This is a genomic window from Luteimonas sp. J29 (genome assembly GCF_000472505.1).
Taxonomy (GTDB): Bacteria; Pseudomonadota; Gammaproteobacteria; order Xanthomonadales; family Xanthomonadaceae; genus Luteimonas.
Genome location: NZ_AWZR01000007.1, coordinates 74,618 through 92,564 on the forward strand (window position 1 = coordinate 74,618; position 17,947 = coordinate 92,564).

A 17,947-nucleotide genomic window follows, 5' to 3' on the forward strand; every position below is an offset into this window, starting at 1 on the left:
AATATACATAAATGCGCTAGCCTGCATGCAGGACCGTCCCTGGGGAACTCCGGCCGCACGCAGCGGTCACAAGACCGGCCATGCAACGCACCCTCGCGCGACTGACGACCACCCTGCTCCTGGCCCTCGGGCTGGCGGCGGGCGCGCATGCCCAGGTCAAGCGCGACCAGCAGACCGTGCTCCCCGTGGTCGACAACAGCAGCGGCAGGGTCCAGGCCTATCTCCTGCTCGAGCCGACCACCGAGGGCTCGCTCGCGGGCGCGCGCTGGCGGTCCGGGGATTCCTCCCTGGACGCGACCTTCGGCCTGGAGGCCGGCGATTCGCTCGCCCTGCTTTGCAACCGCCAGACCGGCGTGTTCAGCGCGGTCAGCAGCCTGGTCAACAACTGCCAGCTGGCCTCGCTCGGCGAACGCTCCAGCGGGAATGGCCGCGCCAGCGCCACGGCCGCCTTCAGCCGGCCCGGTGGCAGCTTCGGCCTCACCCTGGGCCAGGGCAGGGACAGCCTGCCGGCCTGGCTGACCCGCGACGGCAGCCGCCAGCGCGACGTCGACCTGAACGACCTGACCGTCTTCGCCCAGAAGAACCTCGGCGATGCCGCCTACGTGAGCATCGCCGGCACGGTGGCCAAGGCCACCCTGATTCCGTTCGCCGAGGCGCCGGCGGAGTTCAGCGACCAGTGGAGCAGCCGCAGCCTGTCGCTGGGCGGCGGCTACGGTGCCTTCAGCGCCAACATCATCGGCCGCGTCATCGAGACCCCGGGGCAGCCCCGCTTCGAGGGCGTGGGCCTTGGCGTCACCTGGCGCACCCCCTGGAGCGGCCAGCTGACCGTCGGGGCCGAAAACGTCCTGACCCGGGGCAAGAGCCCCTTCTCACCGGCCGGCGAGACCGAGGACGAGGGCGCCGTGCCCTACGTCCGCTACGAGCAGGATCTCTGACTGCGCTGAGACCGGGACGGTGGCGCTGGCCATGACGGCCGGCGCCGCACGCTTCCGCCTGTCCCGCCACGGCTCCGGCACCGCCCACGGAGCCAAAAAACGGATGTGTTAACGACACTTTAATTTCTCTCCATGCCCTTGTAGTATCGGGCGCAACCTTGCCGGGCTTGGCGTCTGCGTTGATTCCACCGGGGAGGTTTCCATGGGAAACACCCATTCCACGTTGGAGAGAGAGAATGAGATTGAAGCGAAACAAGCTCCGGGACGCCATTGCGATGTCCCTGGCGGTGAGCGCTGTGACCCTCGCGGGTAGCGGTGCCGCCCTCGCGCAGGAAACCGAAGAAACCCAGCCCCAGCAGAGCGCCACCGTCCTCGACGCGGTGACCGTCACGGGTACCCGCATCAAGAGCCAGACCATGACCGCGGCCAGCCCGGTCGTGGAGATCAGCGCCGAAGAGTTCCGTTTCGCGGGCGCCACCACGGTCGAGGACCTGGTGAACCAGTACCCGCAGCTCGACCTCAGCTTCGACAACTTCATCAACAACGGCGCCGGCACCTACGCCACCGTCGACCTGCGTGGCCTGGGCGTCGAGCGCACGCTGACCCTGCTCAACGGCCGCCGCATCCCGAAGGGCGCGAACGAGACCCCGGACATCTCCATCGTCCCGGCCGCCCTGATCAAGCGCGTGGACATCCTCACCGGCGGCGCCTCGGCGGTGTACGGTTCGGACGCGGTCGCGGGCGTGGTGAACTTCATCCTCGACGACCAGTTCGAGGGCGTGAGCGTCAACGTCGGCTACTCGGCCTACCAGCACGACAACGACAACAAGTACATCCAGGGCCTGATGGACGCCGCGGGCTTCGACTACCCGACCGGCAACTCGGGCTTCGACGGCATCTCGCGCAACATCGACCTGGCCTTCGGCCGCAGCTTCGGTGACGGCGGCCATGCGATGGGCTGGCTGACCTGGCGCGAGAACAAGGCGCTGCTGCAGGGCGAGCGCGATTACTCGGCCTGCGCCCTGAACGCGGCCGGCACCTCGTGCGGCGGTTCGGCCACCGCCGATCCGGCCAACTTCTACATCGTCGCCCCGGGCAGCGGCTTCTACGGCTACGTGCTGCCGACGGCGGGTGGCGGCTGGACCGCGACCGACGACATCAACATCTACAACTACGCGCCGGTCAACTACTACCAGCGTCCCGACAGCCGCATCACCGCCGGCTTCAACCTGAAGTACGAGATCAACGAACACTTCCAGCCGTACATGGAAGCGATGTTCGTCAACCGCAAGACCAAGACCCAGATCGCGCCGTCGGGTGCGTTCTTCACCGACATCACCGTCAGCTGCGACACCGACGTGATCGGCACCATGTGCGCCGACGTCGGCATCACCGACGACGAGTTCACGGTGTACGTCGCCAAGCGCAACGTCGAGGGCGGTCCGCGCGTCTCGGCCTACGATGCCACCAACTTCAGCTTCACCTCGGGGCTCGGCGGCCTGATCAACGAGAACTGGTCGTACGACGCGGCGTTCACCTACGGCCGTTCGACCTCGCGCAACGAGAACATCAACGACTTCGTCACCACCCGCGTGCGTGACGGCCTGCTGGGTTGCCCGGCCGGCTCGTTCGATGGCTGCATCCCATACGAGGTCTGGACCGATTCGATCACCCCGGAGCAGGCGCAGGCGCTGCAGGGCGTCGGTATCGTCAACTACGCCACCCGCCTGATGGACTTCACGGCGTACGCCAGCGGCGACCTGGGCATCGGCCTGCCGTCGGCCAACGGCGAGACCATCGGCCTGGTGGTCGGTTACGAGTGGCGCAAGGAGCAGTACGAGCGCGTCGCCGACACCAACATGCAGACCGGCAATTTCACCGGCCTGGGCGGCCCGACGACCAACCTCGCCGGCGAGCTGCGCGTCGAGGAGTTCTTCTTCGAGAGCAACATCCCGCTGGTCGTCGACGCCGGTCCGCTGACCCGCCTGGACGCCGAGCTGGCGTACCGCTTCTCGGACTACAGCACCTCCGGTTCGGTCGACACCTACAAGGCCGCGCTGAGCGCCGCGTTCCTCGACGAGCGGTTCCGCCTCCGCACCGGCTTCAACCGTGCGATCCGCGCGCCGAACATCGGCGAGCTGTACCTGGACAACCAGATCGCGCTGTGGGCCGGTGACGACCCCTGCGCCGGCCCGACCCCGGAGTACAGCCCGGCCGAGTGCGCCCGCACCGGCGTGCCGGTTGACCGCTACGGCACCGTGGCCGCCAACCCGGCCAGCCAGTACAACCAGTTCATCGGCGGCAACCCGAACCTGGAGCCCGAAGAGGCCGAGACCTGGACCTTCGGCTTCACCGCGTCGCCGATCGACAACCTGGACATTGCTGTCGACTACTACGACATCAAGCTGGAGAACGCGATCAGCACGATCGGCGCCCGCACGATCATGGACCTGTGCGCCACCGGCCAGGACGAGATGTGCTCGCTGATCCGCCGCAACGCGACCACGCTCGATCTGTTCCGTGGCAGCGACCCGAGCTCCTCGGGCATGGTGATCAACACCAACGGCAACTTCGGTGGCCGCCGCTTCCGCGGCATCGACCTGAGCGGCGCCTACGGGTTCCCGCTGGGCAACGGCCGCATGAGCCTCTCGTTCTCGGGCAACTACATCCTCGAGAAGGAGTACTCGCCGGTGCCGGGTGACGATTCGGCCACCTACAGCTGCGAAGGCCTGATCAACTCGTCGTGCGCGACGCCGAAGTGGCGCCACATCGCGTCCGCCCGCTACTCCTTCGACCGGTACACCGTCGGCCTGCGCTGGCGCCACATCGGCGAGATGGACTACGAGGACGTCGACGGCAACCCGCTGAGCTCCGACTTCTTCCTGCGCGACAAGGGCAAGGTGGACGGTTACGACTACCTCGACCTGTCGGGCTCGGTGGAGCTCGGCGACTACGCCACCTGGACGCTGGGCGTGAACAACGTCCTGGACAAGGAGCCGCCGATGGTCGGTGGCGGCCTTGGCCCGCTGAACGGCAATGCCCTCGGCGGCTACGACCAGGCCGGTCGTTTCATCTTCACCAGCGTGAACTTCAAGTTCTGATCCCTGGCGAAGCGCCACTCGTGGCGAAAGGCGGCGGGCCCATGGCCCGCCGCTTTTTTTTGGTTCTTCACCCAAGTCCGGGGAAGGCCGCCCGGATCTTCAGGAAGAAGTAGGCGTCGTCCCGGTAGCCGTAGGCCACCCGCTTGATGACCTTGATCTTGTTGTTGATGCCTTCGACCAGATTGGTTCCCAGCGGCCAGCGGCAGTGGGCCAGGATCCCCGACAGGTAGGGCTCGAGCCGCCGCACGAACACGCGCAGCGGCTCCAGGCCGCTGCGCAGGGCTCGTCGCTTCCAGCTCTTCCACGCTTTCCAGGCCCATGCCTCGCGCCGGTAGCGCCATAGCCCCTTCAGGCCTTCTTTCAGCAGGTAGACCGTCAACAAGGCCTTGTTGGCCGCCAGCAGCTCTTCCAGCCGCACCACCTGCTCGTCGGGCACGTTCTCCCGATTACGAAGTAGCAGCCAGCGCGATGTCTTGACCACCCGCCGGGCCGGCTTATCGGCGCGCAGCCGGTCTGCCTCGTCCACCCGGACCCGGTCGATCACCTCCCGGCCGTACTTGGCCACGACATGGAACAGGTCGTAGACGACCTCCGCGTTCGGGCAATGCGCCCGAACCTCCAGGTCGTAGGCGGAGTTCATGTCCATCGCCACGGCGCGGACCTGGGCGCAGCGCACCGGGCCCAGCAGCTCAAAAAACGGCCTGATTTCCGCTCTCGAACGCCCGCGCCCCACCCACAGCACCCGCTTGCGCTCGGGGTCGACCACCACGGTCGCGTACCGGTGGCCCTTCTGGATCGCGAACTCGTCCATCGCCAGCAGCCGCACGCCGTCCAGGTTCGGCGGGCCCAGCGAGCGCTCCAGATGCCGGAAGTCGATCGCTTTGACCGTCTTCCAGTCCAGCCCGAACCACCGGGCGGTGTGCCGCACCGATGTCCCGGCGCACAGCCGGGCCACGCTCTCGGCCAGCCGCCGGGTCACCCGGGCGTGGGGGTCTAGCCAGTCCAGTCGCTCAAGCCTCGGGCCGCAGCGCGGGCAGGCCAGGCGCAGCCGCGGTACCCACAATTCCACCGCGTATTCGAACAGCGGCAGGTCCCGGATCCGGCGAACGGTCTGGTCGTGGATGGCCGCTACCGGCTGGTCACAGCCCGAACAAAGGCGCTCTGCGCCTTCTACGGGCCAGTTCCAGCACCGCCCAGGACTGGCCGCCCCGATCCTCCTGACGCCAATCCCATACGCGATAACCCTTCCAGCCACCCAGCTGGGACATACAATCCACTTCGGCCACGTCCGGCCCCGTTTTGTTGCCTCGAGAACAACAATTCTGCCGGGTCGGCCGTGCGCCTCTCTCCCCTCAGTTGGGAGAAGAACCGTTTTTTTCGCGTCCGGACTGCGCCGGACCCGTATCCGCTACGATAGGCGGCAGCCAACGCCACACAGCGGAACAACATGAGCGCAGCACCCCCCAGGCCGCCCGTCGATCCCGTCGCGCAGGCCGTACAGGCGATCCGCACCGGTTACGCGATGATCGCCAACGGCAGGGCCGCGGACGCGCTGGAGGTGTCGCGCCGGCTGCTCGATGCCTTCCCCGCGAGCGTGCAGGTGCTGGTGTTCGCCGCCGAGGCGTCGCTCGCCAACGGCGACCCGCACGCCGCCCTGGCGCACCTCGACGCCGCGCTGCAGGCCAGCAACGGCGACAGCGCCCTGAAGATCAAGAAGGCCGAGCTGCTGCAGCAGATGCGCCAGCGCCGAGCCGCGATCGCGCTGGTCGCCGAGGCGGCGGCCGAACTTCCCGGTGACGGCAGGGCCAGCTGGCGCGCCGGCGCCATCACCAACAGCTGCAACGACCCGCGCGCGGCGATCGCGCACTACGAACGGGCCCGCTCCCTGCTCGGCGACCCGCCGCCGCTGCTCTACGACCTGGCCGTCGCCCAGTTCTTCAGCGGCGAGTTCGACGATGCCGAACGCAACCTCGACCGGATGCTGGCGGCTGATCCGCAGGCCGGGCACGCCCTCTACCTGCGCTCGACGCTGCGCCGGCAGACGCCCGACCGCAACCACGTCGCCGACCTCGAGCAGCGCCTGGCGGCCGGGTTCGAGCGCCCCGCCGCGGAAGCGGCGGCGCGCTACGCGCTCGCCAAGGAACTCGAGGACCTGGGCGAGCACGAGCGCTCGTTCGCGGAACTGTCGAAGGCGGCGTCCACGCTGCGGGCGACCTTCCAGTACGACCTCGCCAGCGAACTCCAGGCGATGGACGACATCTGCCGCGCCTACACGCCGGAGGTGATGGCGGACGCCGCGGACGGGGACGAGGGCGCCGACGCGATCTTCATCGTGGGCATGCCGCGGACCGGCACCACCCTGGCCGAACGCATGCTGGCGCGCACCGGCCATGTCGCCGCGGCGGGCGAGCTGCTCGACTTCGGCAACCTGCTGGGGCTGATGACCGGGCGCGTGGACCCGGCCGCGGGCGCGAATCCCGCCGAGCGGTCGCTGCACGTCGACTTCGCCTCGCTCGGCCGCGAGTACCTGCGCGGGGCGCGGGACACGGCAGGCCCGTGCCGGATGTTCATCGACAAGATGCCGATCAACTTCCTGTACCTCGGCGCGATCCGCAAGGCGCTGCCGAAGGCCCGCATCGTGCACCTGAGCCGGGATCCGCTCGACACCTGCTACGCCGTGTACAAGACGCTGTTCTTCAGCGCGTACAAGTTCTCGTACGACCAGTCGGAACTGGCGGACTACTACGCCGGCTACCGGCGCATGATGCGGCACTGGCACGAGGTCATGCCGGGGCAGATCCTCGACATCCGCTACGAGGACCTGGTCCGGAACCCGGAGGCCGAATCACGGCGCCTGCTCGAATGGTGCGGGCTGGAATGGCACCCGGGCGTGCTCGAGGCCGGTGGCGCCGACGCCGCGGTCGCCACGGCAAGCGCGGCGCAGGTGCGCGAACCGGTGCACAGCCGCTCGATCCACAGCTCCCGCCGCCACCTCGACGGGCTGGCACCGCTGCGCGAACGGCTCGCCCTGGCGGGCCTGGATCCGGTCGGCGCGAACTGAACGCCGGCGGCCGGCCGGGGTTACGTCAGTTGGCCTTGACCGGGATCGGCTGGCTGTCGATCTCGCGCATCTTGTTGCGCGCCGCCAGTTCCACCTCGTTCCAGTAGGCGCGCGTCTTGCAGACCTTCGCGCCCATCCGGCTGCCGGTCTGGACGATGTACTTGCATACCCGCTGGTTCGGATCGTCGTCGCGGGCGCGCGCGGCGCGCCCTGCCCGGGCCGGGGCGGCCTCTGTGGCCTGGGGCGCCGCCGCTTCTCCGGCGGTGGCCGCCGCCTCGTCGGCCTGCGCCGTTGCGACGGTCTGCGCGGGTGGATCGCCGCCGAGCATCCCGGCGAGCAGGACCACTGGAACGAAGAGCAGGTGCGGAGTCATGGCGGGGGTTCGCTGCGGGCTTCCACGGGACCGTGCGACCGGCGAGCCCGTCGCCCGGCTGACGGCAAGTCGGTGCAGGCGGGCGCCTGCGGGCCTGTCCTCCTTCTAGCACAGCAGGCCCGGCGTGTCACAGCGGCGCCGGGGCCGGCTGGGCGTCGAAGGCGATGGTCAATCGCGGCCGGTCGTCGCTGAACGGAATGGTCCCGTGCCACATGTAGGACGGGAACAGCACCAGGCGTCCCGGGCGCGGCCGGATCACCCGGCGCGGGGGAAGCTCGAGGCCGAGCTCCTCCAGCGGCTGGCCGAACTGGATCCAGCCAGCGTGGTCGCCCTCCTCCTGCGCCAGCATCGAGGGCGGGAGGGCGACGTAGAACGCCGAACTCAACCAGCCCTCGTTGTGGATGTGATTGGCATGGCGTCCCGAGGACTGCAGGCGAACGGACCACGAGCCGCAGTAGCGGATGCCGCGGTCCACGCGCGACAGGAACGGATGCGCGGGGTCCCGGGGGAGCGCGGGCAGCCAGGCCTCCACCGCGCGCCGGATCGCGACCGCCGCGGCCCCGAGGACCGGGTCGTCCCGGCCGAACAGGCGCCCCGGGGTCTGCGATCCGGTGCGTACGCTTTGCGCCATCGGCTCGCGTGCGGCCTGGTGCAAGGCGTGCAGGCGTTGCTCGAGGCGTTCCAGCGCGCCTGGCGCGTGAGCCGGGTCGAGGTCCACCTCCACCTCCGCGATCAGGCGTTCGTAGTCGCACAGCCACCATTCGCGCGGGTCCCCGGCCAGGCGCCAGCACACCGACAGCAACGCCCAGCCTTCCTGGTTGCGTGGATCGAGCGCCACCGCCTGCGCCGCACAACGCCCGGCCAGGCCTGGATCACCGGTGCGCAGCGCGTGGCGGGCGCAGGCGTCGAGGAACGCGGGACTGGAGCGTTCGAGCTTCGGTCGCGCCGCGGCGTACAGCCGACCCGCCTCGTCGAGCCGGCCGAGCCGGGCGTGCGCGTCGGCGCAGAACCATTGCAGCACGGGGTCGTCGCGGTCGCGGTGCATTGCCGGTTCGAGAAGCGCCAGCGCCTCGGTGGCCCGGCCGGCGCTCGTCAGCATGCCGGACAGGCGCAGCAGCAAGCCGCGATCGCCTGCGCGGCGGCGCGCCGCGCGCACGAACGCGGCGAACGGGTCTTCCCCGGGAGCGAGGCCGGGACCGTGCTCCCAGAGCAGGTGGGCCAGCGTGGCGTGTCCATCCACGTAGTCGGGATGCCGCTCGACCAGCTGGCGCGCGTGGGCCAGCGCCGCGCTGGCCTCGCCGGCGTCGTGGAGGACGCCGACCAGGACATCGTCCAGCTCCGGGCCCGCGTATCCCAGCCGCCGCGCCTGATCGAGGCACGCCCGGGCCGGCCCGAGCCGGCCGAGCAGGCGCAACACGACCGCACGGCCGATCCAGGCCCGGGGGTTCTCGGGGGCGAGCGTCGTGGCGCGCTCGAATGCCGCGTCGGCCGCCTCGGGCTGGTCGAGCGCGCGCAGCGCGTTGCCCAGTCCATGCCAGGCCCTGTGCGAACCCGGGTCGAGGCGCGTCGCCTGTTCGAACGCAACCCGCGCCCGTGCATGCTCGCCGGCGCGGGCGGCGACCAGCCCGCGCTGCAGGCACACCGGTGCGCTGTCCGGCAGCGCCTCGAGCACCTGTAACGCATCCTGGAGGCGACCGTCGCGGGAGAGCCAGCGCGAGAAGTTGAGGCCGACCTCGGCCGATCGCGGCGCCAGCTGCAGCGCGCGGCGAAAGGCCTGGTCCGCGCCTGCCCGGTCGCCGAGCTCGGCCAGGCCCATCGCCACCACGTGCCACGCGTCGGCGCTGCCCGGGACGGCGGACGCGAGTTCGCGCGCCACCGCCAGGGCGCGGCGGGGATCCCCCGAGCGCAGCGCCTCGAATGCAGCGCGCAGGCGCTTGGTCTGTTCCGGCGTCAACGACGGCGACGCCGGCATCCCCTCAACGCACCCGCTTGACCCGGAGCCCGACGCCGGCCGCGGTGACGAGGATATAGCTGCCCATCGCGCCCTTGCGGACCGTCACCTCGTCGCCTTCGTTCGTGGGTCCGCGCATCGTCGCCTCGGTCAGCGTCCATACCTGGCCGTTGTCCAGGGTGATCGTCCGCCCTCCGTTGGCGTGGACCACGCGCGTGATCGTGCTGGTGATCCGGTCGGCCTCGTCCGCCTGGGGCGGGGCGGCCGGATCGCGCATCGGCGGCGGCGGCTCCTGGCGCCCGAACCGGTCGAGCACGCGTTGCCGCGCCGCCTCGCGCACCGACTCGGACGGCGGGAAGGCGCGGTCGTAGCACGCCAGCCGCTGCTCGGGATCAGGCACTTCGGCACAGGGATGTTCCGCGGACTGCACCGCGCCCGCCAGCAGGACACCGGGCAACAGCCATGCCATTCGCATCGCAAACACCGCCACCGGGCGCTCCATCCGATTCGACCGCCGGTAGCATACTACCGGCCGATGAGCACACGCACGCCTCCGCCGAGCAGCGCCGACGCGACCAGGCTGGCGGCCGCGCGCGCGGACGCGCTGCTCGCCGCGCGTCGCTGGCAGGAGGCCGAAGCCGCCTACCGCCAGGTGCTCGCCGGCCAGCCCCGGTTCCCCGACGCGTGGTTCAACCTCGGCTACGCATTGCGCCGCCAGGGCAGGTTCGACGCCGCGCTCGAGGCCTATGCGCGCGCGCTCGAGCACGGCGCGAGTGCGCCCGAGTCCATCCACGTCAACCGCGCGGCGATCCTCAGCGACCATCTCCGCGACGACGACGCGGCATGCCGCGAGCTGGAGGCCGCGCTGCGGCTGGCACCGGGCCATGGGCCCGCGCTGCTCAACCTCGGCAACCTGCACGAGGAACTGGGGCGGCGCGACGAGGCGATCGATTGCTACGAACGCCTGCTCGGCCGCCCCGGCGCCGATGCCGACGCACTGGCTGCCGAAGCGCTGGCGCGGCTGGTACAACTGCGCGCCCCTGCGTCACCCGCCGACCCGCTGCTCGCGCGGCTCGACGCCGCGAGCGCCGACGGCCGGTTGCCCGCCGCCACCCGGGCGACGATGCTGTTCGCGCTCGGCCGCGCTCGCGACGCCCTCGACGACGCGGATGGCGCATTCGATGCGTTCTCGCGCGCCAACGCGCTGGCGCACCAGGGCTTTGCTCCCTACGACCCGGCGCAGGCCGAACGCAGGACGCGCGCCCTGGCCGCGACCGCCGCCCCCGCCCCCGCCCGCGGCGGCGCGGCGCCGGCGCAGCGCCCGCGCCCCGTGTTCATCTGCGGCATGTTCCGCTCCGGCTCGACGCTGGTGGAACGGGTGCTGGGTGGACATCCCGGGGTCGTGGCCGGCGGCGAACTCGACCTGCTTCCGCGCATGGTCGCCGGTCCGCTGGCGCCGTTCCCGGCCTCGCTGGCCCGGCTCGACGACGCGGCCTGCTCCGCGCTGGCCGGCGCCTACCTGTCCGACGCCGGCCGCCGGCTGCCCGTGCGCGAGGGCGAGGCGCCGCGCTGGTTCACCGACAAGCGTCCCGACAACTACCTGCTGGTCGGCCTGGTGAAGCGCCTGTTCCCGGACGCGAGGATCGTCCACACCGTGCGCGATCCGCTCGACAACGCCCTGTCGATCTACATGCAGCACCTCAACCCGCGCGCGTTCCCGTACGCGGGTAGGCTCCAGGACATCGGCCACGCGTTCGGCGAGTACCGGCGCCTGATGGCGCACTGGAAGGCGCTGTACCCGGGCGACATCCACGACGTGGACTACGACGCCTTCGTCGCTTCGCCGCGCGAGGTGCTCGCCCCGCTGCTCGGGTTCCTCGACCTGCCGTGGCACGAGGCGTGCCTGGACTTCCACCGGCGCGCGGGCAGCGTCAGGACCGCGAGCTACTGGCAGGTCCGCCGCCCGCTGTATCGCGAGGCATCGGGCCGGTGGCGGCGCTATGCGCACCTGCTCGGACCGCTGCGCGAGGCGCTCGCACGGCAGGGGGTCGACCTGCCGTCCGACTGAGCGCCGCCCCGGGGTCAGGTCGCCGGCGCGGCCTCACGCCAGTCGCGCATCGCCGCCGCCAGGGCGGCCGCCAGTTCGCGCTCCTCCAGCGCCAGCAGCGGGTTCCAGACGTCGAACATCAGGATCACGCGCAGCTGCTGGCTGTCGTTGCGCGCCTCGTGCTCGATGGTGTCGTCGAACACCCAGCACTTGCCCTCGCGCCAGGCGCGGGTGTCGTAGCCGACGCGGAAGGTGCAACCCTCGGGCACGACCAGCGGCAGATGCGCTACCAGGCGCGCGTTGGTCTCGCCGGTATGCGGCGGGATGTGCGCGCCGGGGGCGAGCGCGGAGAACATCGCGTTCGGGCACAGCCCGGCGATCTCCACCGCGTCCACCAGGGCCAGCGCCTCGGCGGTGTGGGGGCACTCGGCCAGGTGCTCCTCCACCGGCTTGCCGTGCGCGTAGAGATGGAAGCCGCTCCAGTTGCGCGAGTGGTTAAGCTTGTCCCACTGGTTGACCGGGTCGCCGGGCTTGTACTGGATGTAGGGGACGAACTCCTCGCCGCGGCGGGCGAGCATCTCCTGCAGTTCCGACTTGATCACGTCGGTGCGCGATTCGAGCTCGCGCATCCACGGGAAATGGGCGTCGTCGTAGAAGGTCAGCGCCGGGAGCCTCGGCACGTGCAGCTGGTTGCAGATCGACGGGTACGGCCGGGTGCGCCCGGCCAGGATCGAGACCGCCTCGTCCCAGCGCGCCGTCAGCGCCTGGTCCACGGTCGTCCGCCTGGCGGCGACCCGCTGGCCGAGGAACTCCACCAGCTCCTCGGTGTCCCGCTGCACGGCGTCACGCGCATGCTCGAGCCGCCGGCGCAGCGCCGGGGGCCACTCCGGCTCCGGCGGGGCGACCCTGAGCACGTCGCGGAACGTGGCAGCCGCGGCTCGCGTCCTGCCCTGCCGCTCGATGTACTCGGCCTTGCCCAGCAGCGCCGGCAGGAAGTACGGATCGATCTCCAGCGCGGCGATGATCGCCGCCCACTCCTGCTCGGGCTTCCCGGTTTCGCGGAACACCCTGCCGAGCGTGAGCAGGATCATGGGGTCGCGCGGCGCGCGCTGCCGCGCGCGCTGCAGCAGTTCGAGCGCCGCCGCCGCGTCGCCACGCTGGAACGCGTGCACGCCGAGGCTGAAAAGCGCCTGCACGTGGTCCGGATCGAGGGCGTGCACCCGTCCCCAGAGATGCTCGGCCTCCTGCCAGCGCCCGCCCGCGGCGGCCGCCCCGGCAGCCTTCACCAAGGATGCGACATCTGCCTGCACGCTCCCCTCCAGCGTGGCCCGTCAGCCGATTCTATAGGCGATCCGCGCGCGGCGTGCGCCTTGCGCCGATGCTCCCTGCGTGCGAACCGCCGGACAGGGGAGCCCCGGGTGGCGCCCGATGTCCCGGCCTCCAGCGCGACCCCACTGCCCGGGGTCGGCGGCCTTCCGGCGCCGGCCGCCGGGTCCGGCCGCCACCCGTCGCGCGGGAGAGCGAGCACCCCGGCGCACGCCGTCCCCTTCCCGCCCGTCGGCGGGGGTTACGACGAAGCTTCGCGTCGGGCGTCGGCCAGGGGCCGCCATCTGGCCACCCAGGCAAGACCCTGATTTCAAACGCTTTCCACGCCGGGCCGGCCGCCAGCTCACACAATGCCGGCCATTTGTTAACGATGCTTTAAGTCCTCTATTCGAGCTTGTAGTATCAGGCGCAACCTTACTGGTTCTGGCCATTTCCTTGACCGGTACGGTTCCCCCCGGGGGGGTTGTCGAGACCAACTTGCTCGGAGAGAGAGATGACCCTGAAGACGACGAAACTCCGCGACGCGATCGTCCACGCGATCGTCGCGGGTGCGGCCGTGGCCGCATCCGGCAGTGCGTTGGCCCAGGACGAGGGCCGCAGCCAGCCCACCGAACTCGACCGCATCCAGGTCACCGGCTCGCGCATCCGCCAGGTCGACCTGGCGACGCCCGCGCCCGTGGTCCAGGTGTCGCGCGAAGAGATCGACCGCATGGGCTTCCAGACGGTCGGCGACATCCTGCAGAACCTGCCCGTCCTCGGCTCGCCGCCGATCAGCCGTGCCAATGCGCTGTCCGCGGGCGAGGGCAACGGCGGCACCTTCGTCAGCCTGCGCAACCTCGGCGCCGAGCGCAGCCTGGTGCTGCTCAACGGCAAGCGCCTGGGCGTGACCACCACGGGCCTGGCGGACATCTCGCTGATCCCCGCCGCCGCCATCGAGCGCATCGAGGTGCTGAAGGACGGCGCCTCGGCGATCTACGGCGCCGACGCGATCGCCGGCGTGGTCAACCTGATCACCCGCAGCGGATTCGACGGCGCGCAGGGCTCGGTCTATTTCGGCCAGTACGGCGAGGGCGACGGCGACACCACCCGCGCCGACATGGTGCTGGGCATCAGCGGGGAGCGCGGCAACCTGACCATCGCCGCCGAGTGGGGCGAGGAAGAAGGCGTGTGGGCCAAGGACCGCCCGTACAGCGCCTATCCCCGTTCGCACCTGCACCCCGACGACAGCTGGACCACCGTCGGCGCCTACGGCGGCTTCGTCGCCACCTACGCCAACCGCGCGCTGTTTCCGCAGATCACCTTCCCGGACCCGACCGACACCAACCCGAACCCGGGCGTGCGCGTGATCTGGGACGGCGTGGGCGACCCGACCCTGCCCAGCAGCTACATCGCCCAGGACCAGAACGTCGGCACCTGCGCCGGCGCCACCCCGACCACGGGCTGCTCGCCGGGCAGCACCCTGCACAAGAGCAACTCGAACGAGCAGATGTACCTGCGCACGCCGCGCGACTACAAGCTGCTGTTCATCGACGGAAGCTATGACCTGGCGGACAACATCCGCTTCCGCACCAACCTCGGCTACAGCACCCGCACCACCGAGCGCCAGATCGCGGGCTATCCGTTCCAGGGCCCGACCTTCGGCGTGAGCATCCACGCCGACAGCTACTTCAACCCGACCGGCGAGACCATCACCAACTGGTGGCGTCGCCTGTGGGAGGTCCCGCGCGCCTCCAGCACGACCACCGACACCTACCGCTTCACCGCGGCGCTGGAAGGCTCCTTCGAAGTCGGCGAACGCTACTTCGACTGGGACGTGAGCTACCTGTTCAACGAGAACCGGCTCAACCGCAGCGATCGCGGCGACATTGCCCTGATCCCGCTGCGCGAGGCGCTGGGCCCGTCGTTCCTCAATGGCGACGGCGTCGTGCAGTGCGGCACCCCGGCCAATCCGATCCCGCTGTCGTCCTGCATCCCGTGGAACCCGTTCCTGCACTACGGCGCCACCGGCCCGAACGCGCTGACCGGCAACGACGCGCTGATCGAGCGGTTCTTCCCGGTCTACCACGACACCGGCAAGACCAACACCACGGTCTTCTCGGCGAACATCACCGGCAACCTGTTCAGCCTGCCGGCAGGCGACCTGGCGTTCGCGGCCGGCGTCGAGACCCGCAAGGAAGAAGGCGAGTTCGAGGCCGACGCGCTGAAGATCATGGGCGAGACCTCGGGCCTGGCCAGCCAGCCGACCCGCGGCAGCTACAAGGTGGACGAGGTCTACCTCGAGCTGAGCGTGCCGCTGCTGCGCGGGGTCACCGGCGCCCACGAACTGACCTTCGACGCCGCCACCCGCTACTCCGACTACGACGTCTTCGGCGACACCACCAACAGCAAGTTCGGCCTGAAGTGGCGGCCGATCGAGTCGCTGCTGGTGCGCGCGACCTACGCGGAAGGCTTCCGCGCGCCGACCATCTCCGACCTGTACGGCGGCGGCTCGCAGACGTTCTCCACCTACGCCGACCCGTGCGACACCGTGTTCGGCGTGGCGGCGAACAACGCGCAGGTCCGCGCGAACTGCGCGCAGCACCTGGGCGCCCTGGCCGACACCTTCCGCCAGCTGCAGCAGGGCTTCGTGCCGTCGACGACGGCGTCGGTCCAGACCCCGGTGCCGTTCTTCTCCGGCGCCGGCAACCCGACGCTGCTGCCCGAGCAATCGACCTCCAGGACCGTGGGCATCGTGTACAGCCCGCACTTCCTCGAAGGGTTCAACGTCGCCGTCGACTGGTGGAAGATCCGCGTCGAGGACACCATCGTCGCCGACTCGCCCGGGCTGATCCTCAACGACTGCTACGTCCAGGCGATCGCCAGCCGCTGCTCCAGCGCGCTGTTCACCCGCGACCCGGTCCAGGGTTACGTGAACAACCTGCGGTTCGGCAACCGCAACGCCGGTTACCGGGAGGTGGAAGGCGTCGACTTCGACTGGAGCTACCGCTTCGATCTCGATACCTTCGGCTCGTTCTCGCTGGTCTCGAACAACACGTACGTGATCAGCGACGTGCTGATGAGCACCAACGACCCGCGCGTCCCGCTGTCCTCCGTGAGCAACGGCGGCAACCACCGGATCCGCTCCAACACCAGCCTGAACTGGAACCTGGGCGACTGGAGCGCGACCTGGTCGGCCCGCTTCTACTCGCGGACCAAGGAAGCCTGCGCGTACTTCGTCCCGGGCTCGACCGAGCCGAACCTGGAGTGCGACGAGATCGTCTACGCGCCCACCGGCGCGTACCTGCCCGACGGGTCCCCGGCGTCGGCGATCTCTCGTCGCCGCCTGATGGGGTCGAACACCTTCCACGACCTGCAGATCCGCTACAACGCCCCGTGGAACGCGGTGATCGCCATCGGCGCCAACAACGTGTTCGACCACGTCGGCCCGGTGACCTACGTCAATACCAACGGCGACTTCACCTACAACGGTGCCTTCGACATCGGTCGCTTCGTGTACATGAAGTACACGCAGAAGTTCTGATGCCCTCGGACCAGGCATCGTGAAGCTGCTGCGGCCCCGCAAGGGGCCGCAGTTTTTTCGGGGGCCCGTGTCGGGAACCGTGCCGGGTCAGTGGTCCTGGCGTGCGCGGCGGTAGGCCTCGAACAGCCGCAGCAGCCACGGCTTCTGCGCCAGCACCAGGCTCACGCCCACCCTCTGCTCCGCCGGCAGGCTGGCATCGCGCGCCAGCAGGCCGTCGAACTCGCGCGCCACCTCGTCCAGGCGCAGCTTCATCTGGCGCGCGCCGTCGGGGCCAAGCGAGCCGCTGAGCAGCAGCAGCCGGTCGAGCTCGCCGTCGAACGGATCGGAGAAGTAGTCGCCCAGCAGGGTGGTCCGGAAGTAGCGCTCCATCGGACCGTCGGTCAGCCAGCGGAAGTTGCGCGCGGTCAGCGGCCGCACCCGGTTGCCCGGCTGCAGTTCGATGATGCCGAGCCGGTCCAGGCGCGCCAGCAGCGCCGTCCACTGCGGCAGGGTGAAGGCGAAGTGCGCCATCACGTCCTCCTGCCGCCAGCGGTTGATGCCCAGGAACATCGCCAGCATCAGCGCCGGGTCGTCGACCAGCGCCTGCTCCTGCGCCTGGGTCAGCCGCGCCATCGGCTCGGCGCCGCGGCCGGCCTCCGCGCCGAGCTCGGCCAGGCCCACGCCCAGCACCTCGCAGATCTGCTCCAGCCGCAGCAGGCTCATCGCCCGCCGCGAGAACATGCGCTTGACCGCGGCCTCGCTCAGGCCGATGCGCTGGGCGAGTTCGCGGTAGGTGAGGCCCTGCGCGCGCAGGCTGCGCTTGAGGGCGTTGACCAGGTCGACCGAGACGCTCATGGGCGGACGGTACCCTGCGCGCGCGCCGCCGGCGCCTCGCTCAGGCCGGGACCAGGGTCCTGGTCAGGTGCTCGACGTAGGCCTCGAACTCCTCCTGCGGCATCCGTGCCTGGTGCAGCTGCAGGTTGAGCTGGAGGAAGCCGACGTAGGCGGCATAGGTCAGGCGCGCGCGGTGCTGGGCGTCCTCGCGCCCGAGGCCGGTCTGGCGGAACGAGGCGGTCAGATAGTCGAGGCGGCGCTTGGACACGCGGTCGATGACCGGCTGCACCACCGGATGGTCGAGCGCCTTGAGCAGCGCGCTGTAGATCACGTGCGACTGGTACTCGTGCGCCACCATCTGGAACAGCGCGCGCAGGCGCTCGCGCGGGTCGGGCACGCGCTCGAGGGCGCCGAACACCGCCTGCTGCTCGACGCTCTCCCAGCGCTCGAGCGCGGCCTGCAGCAGCGCTTCGCGCGACGGGAAGTGCCAGTAGAAGCTGCCCTTGGTCACGCCAAGCCGGCGCGCCAGCGGTTCCACCGCGACCGCGGCCACGCCCTGCTCGGCGATCAGGTCGAGCGCGGCCTGGGCCCAGTCGTCGGCGCTCAGTCGGCCGCTGCGCTCCGGCCTGGCGCGGGTCCCGGACCGGGACGCGGCGCCTTCTTCATCGGTGGAGGCCGGGGGATTGGCGTCGGCTTTGGGCATGTCGATCGCTGTCCATACGCTTGGTTCAAGAATCGTATCGTGAATGACCCGGGGCGCGTTGACAAGCCTGTACGGGCAATTCCATACTCGCCCGTACGGTCAGATCGTCACGCGCGC

Annotated in this window: 12 protein-coding genes; 5 read left to right on the forward strand and 7 right to left on the reverse strand. The window is 70.3% G+C overall.

Annotated features, from left to right (window positions below):
• Positions 1-80: 80 nt before the first annotated feature.
• Together LUTJ29_RS0112445 and LUTJ29_RS0112450 are read left to right on the forward strand one after the other, a co-directional pair.
• Positions 81-935 carry a hypothetical protein gene (locus LUTJ29_RS0112445; RefSeq protein WP_043741368.1) on the forward strand — a complete coding sequence of 285 codons (855 nt, stop codon included), beginning with the start codon at positions 81-83 and terminating at the stop codon, positions 933-935.
• Positions 936-1,171: 236 nt separating this feature from the next.
• Positions 1,172-4,036 (forward strand): TonB-dependent receptor, encoded by a 2,865-nt coding sequence (locus LUTJ29_RS0112450; RefSeq protein WP_027072800.1) that lies wholly within the window; start codon positions 1,172-1,174, stop codon positions 4,034-4,036.
• Positions 4,037-4,103: 67 nt separating this feature from the next.
• Here the strand turns inward: LUTJ29_RS0112450 and LUTJ29_RS0112455 are convergent, their stop codons facing one another.
• Positions 4,104-5,291: an ISL3 family transposase gene (locus tag LUTJ29_RS0112455; RefSeq protein WP_198012682.1), complete on the reverse strand. Its 1,188-nt coding sequence runs from the start codon at positions 5,289-5,291 to the stop codon at positions 4,104-4,106.
• A gap of 192 nt (positions 5,292-5,483) precedes the next feature.
• On the opposite strand from LUTJ29_RS0112455, the gene LUTJ29_RS0112460 reads away from it, so the two are divergent.
• On the forward strand, positions 5,484-7,097 hold the full coding sequence (locus LUTJ29_RS0112460) for a sulfotransferase (RefSeq protein WP_051322992.1): 1,614 nt from the start codon (positions 5,484-5,486) through the stop codon (positions 7,095-7,097).
• A 25-nt stretch (positions 7,098-7,122) separates the two neighbouring features.
• On the opposite strand, the gene LUTJ29_RS0112465 is transcribed toward LUTJ29_RS0112460, so the two are convergent.
• The 3 genes from LUTJ29_RS0112465 to LUTJ29_RS0112475 form a co-directional block, all read right to left on the reverse strand.
• Positions 7,123-7,470, reverse strand: a complete 348-nt coding sequence (locus LUTJ29_RS0112465) for a hypothetical protein (RefSeq protein WP_144774138.1) — start codon at positions 7,468-7,470, stop codon at positions 7,123-7,125.
• Positions 7,471-7,597: 127 nt separating this feature from the next.
• Positions 7,598-9,424, reverse strand: coding sequence for a tetratricopeptide repeat protein (locus LUTJ29_RS17375; protein ID WP_051322993.1), 1,827 nt, complete (start codon positions 9,422-9,424; stop codon positions 7,598-7,600).
• 22 nt (positions 9,425-9,446) lie between these two features.
• Positions 9,447-9,923: a hypothetical protein gene (locus tag LUTJ29_RS0112475; RefSeq protein WP_027072804.1), complete on the reverse strand. Its 477-nt coding sequence runs from the start codon at positions 9,921-9,923 to the stop codon at positions 9,447-9,449.
• Positions 9,924-9,956: 33 nt separating this feature from the next.
• Here LUTJ29_RS0112475 and LUTJ29_RS0112480 point away from each other — a divergent pair, with 33 nt between their 5' ends.
• Entirely contained in the window at positions 9,957-11,489 is a 1,533-nt protein-coding gene (locus tag LUTJ29_RS0112480) for a sulfotransferase (protein WP_084524870.1), read from the forward strand.
• Between the two features lie 14 nt (positions 11,490-11,503).
• On the opposite strand, the gene LUTJ29_RS0112485 is transcribed toward LUTJ29_RS0112480, so the two are convergent.
• A complete protein-coding gene (locus LUTJ29_RS0112485; protein ID WP_027072806.1) occupies positions 11,504-12,790 on the reverse strand; it encodes an aspartyl/asparaginyl beta-hydroxylase domain-containing protein in 1,287 nt (428 codons plus the stop codon).
• A 497-nt stretch (positions 12,791-13,287) separates the two neighbouring features.
• Between LUTJ29_RS0112485 and LUTJ29_RS0112490 the strand changes: the two genes are divergently transcribed.
• The gene (locus LUTJ29_RS0112490; RefSeq protein ID WP_027072807.1) at positions 13,288-16,314 is read left to right on the forward strand and encodes a TonB-dependent receptor; all 3,027 of its coding nucleotides are present in this window, start codon (positions 13,288-13,290) and stop codon (positions 16,312-16,314) included.
• 87 nt (positions 16,315-16,401) lie between these two features.
• Here LUTJ29_RS0112490 and LUTJ29_RS0112495 read toward each other — a convergent pair whose 3' ends face one another.
• Positions 16,402-17,148: a helix-turn-helix transcriptional regulator gene (locus tag LUTJ29_RS0112495; protein WP_027072808.1), complete on the reverse strand. Its 747-nt coding sequence runs from the start codon at positions 17,146-17,148 to the stop codon at positions 16,402-16,404.
• A 40-nt stretch (positions 17,149-17,188) separates the two neighbouring features.
• Positions 17,189-17,830: a TetR/AcrR family transcriptional regulator gene (locus LUTJ29_RS0112500; protein WP_043741371.1), complete on the reverse strand. Its 642-nt coding sequence runs from the start codon at positions 17,828-17,830 to the stop codon at positions 17,189-17,191.
• Positions 17,831-17,947: the final 117 nt, after the last annotated feature.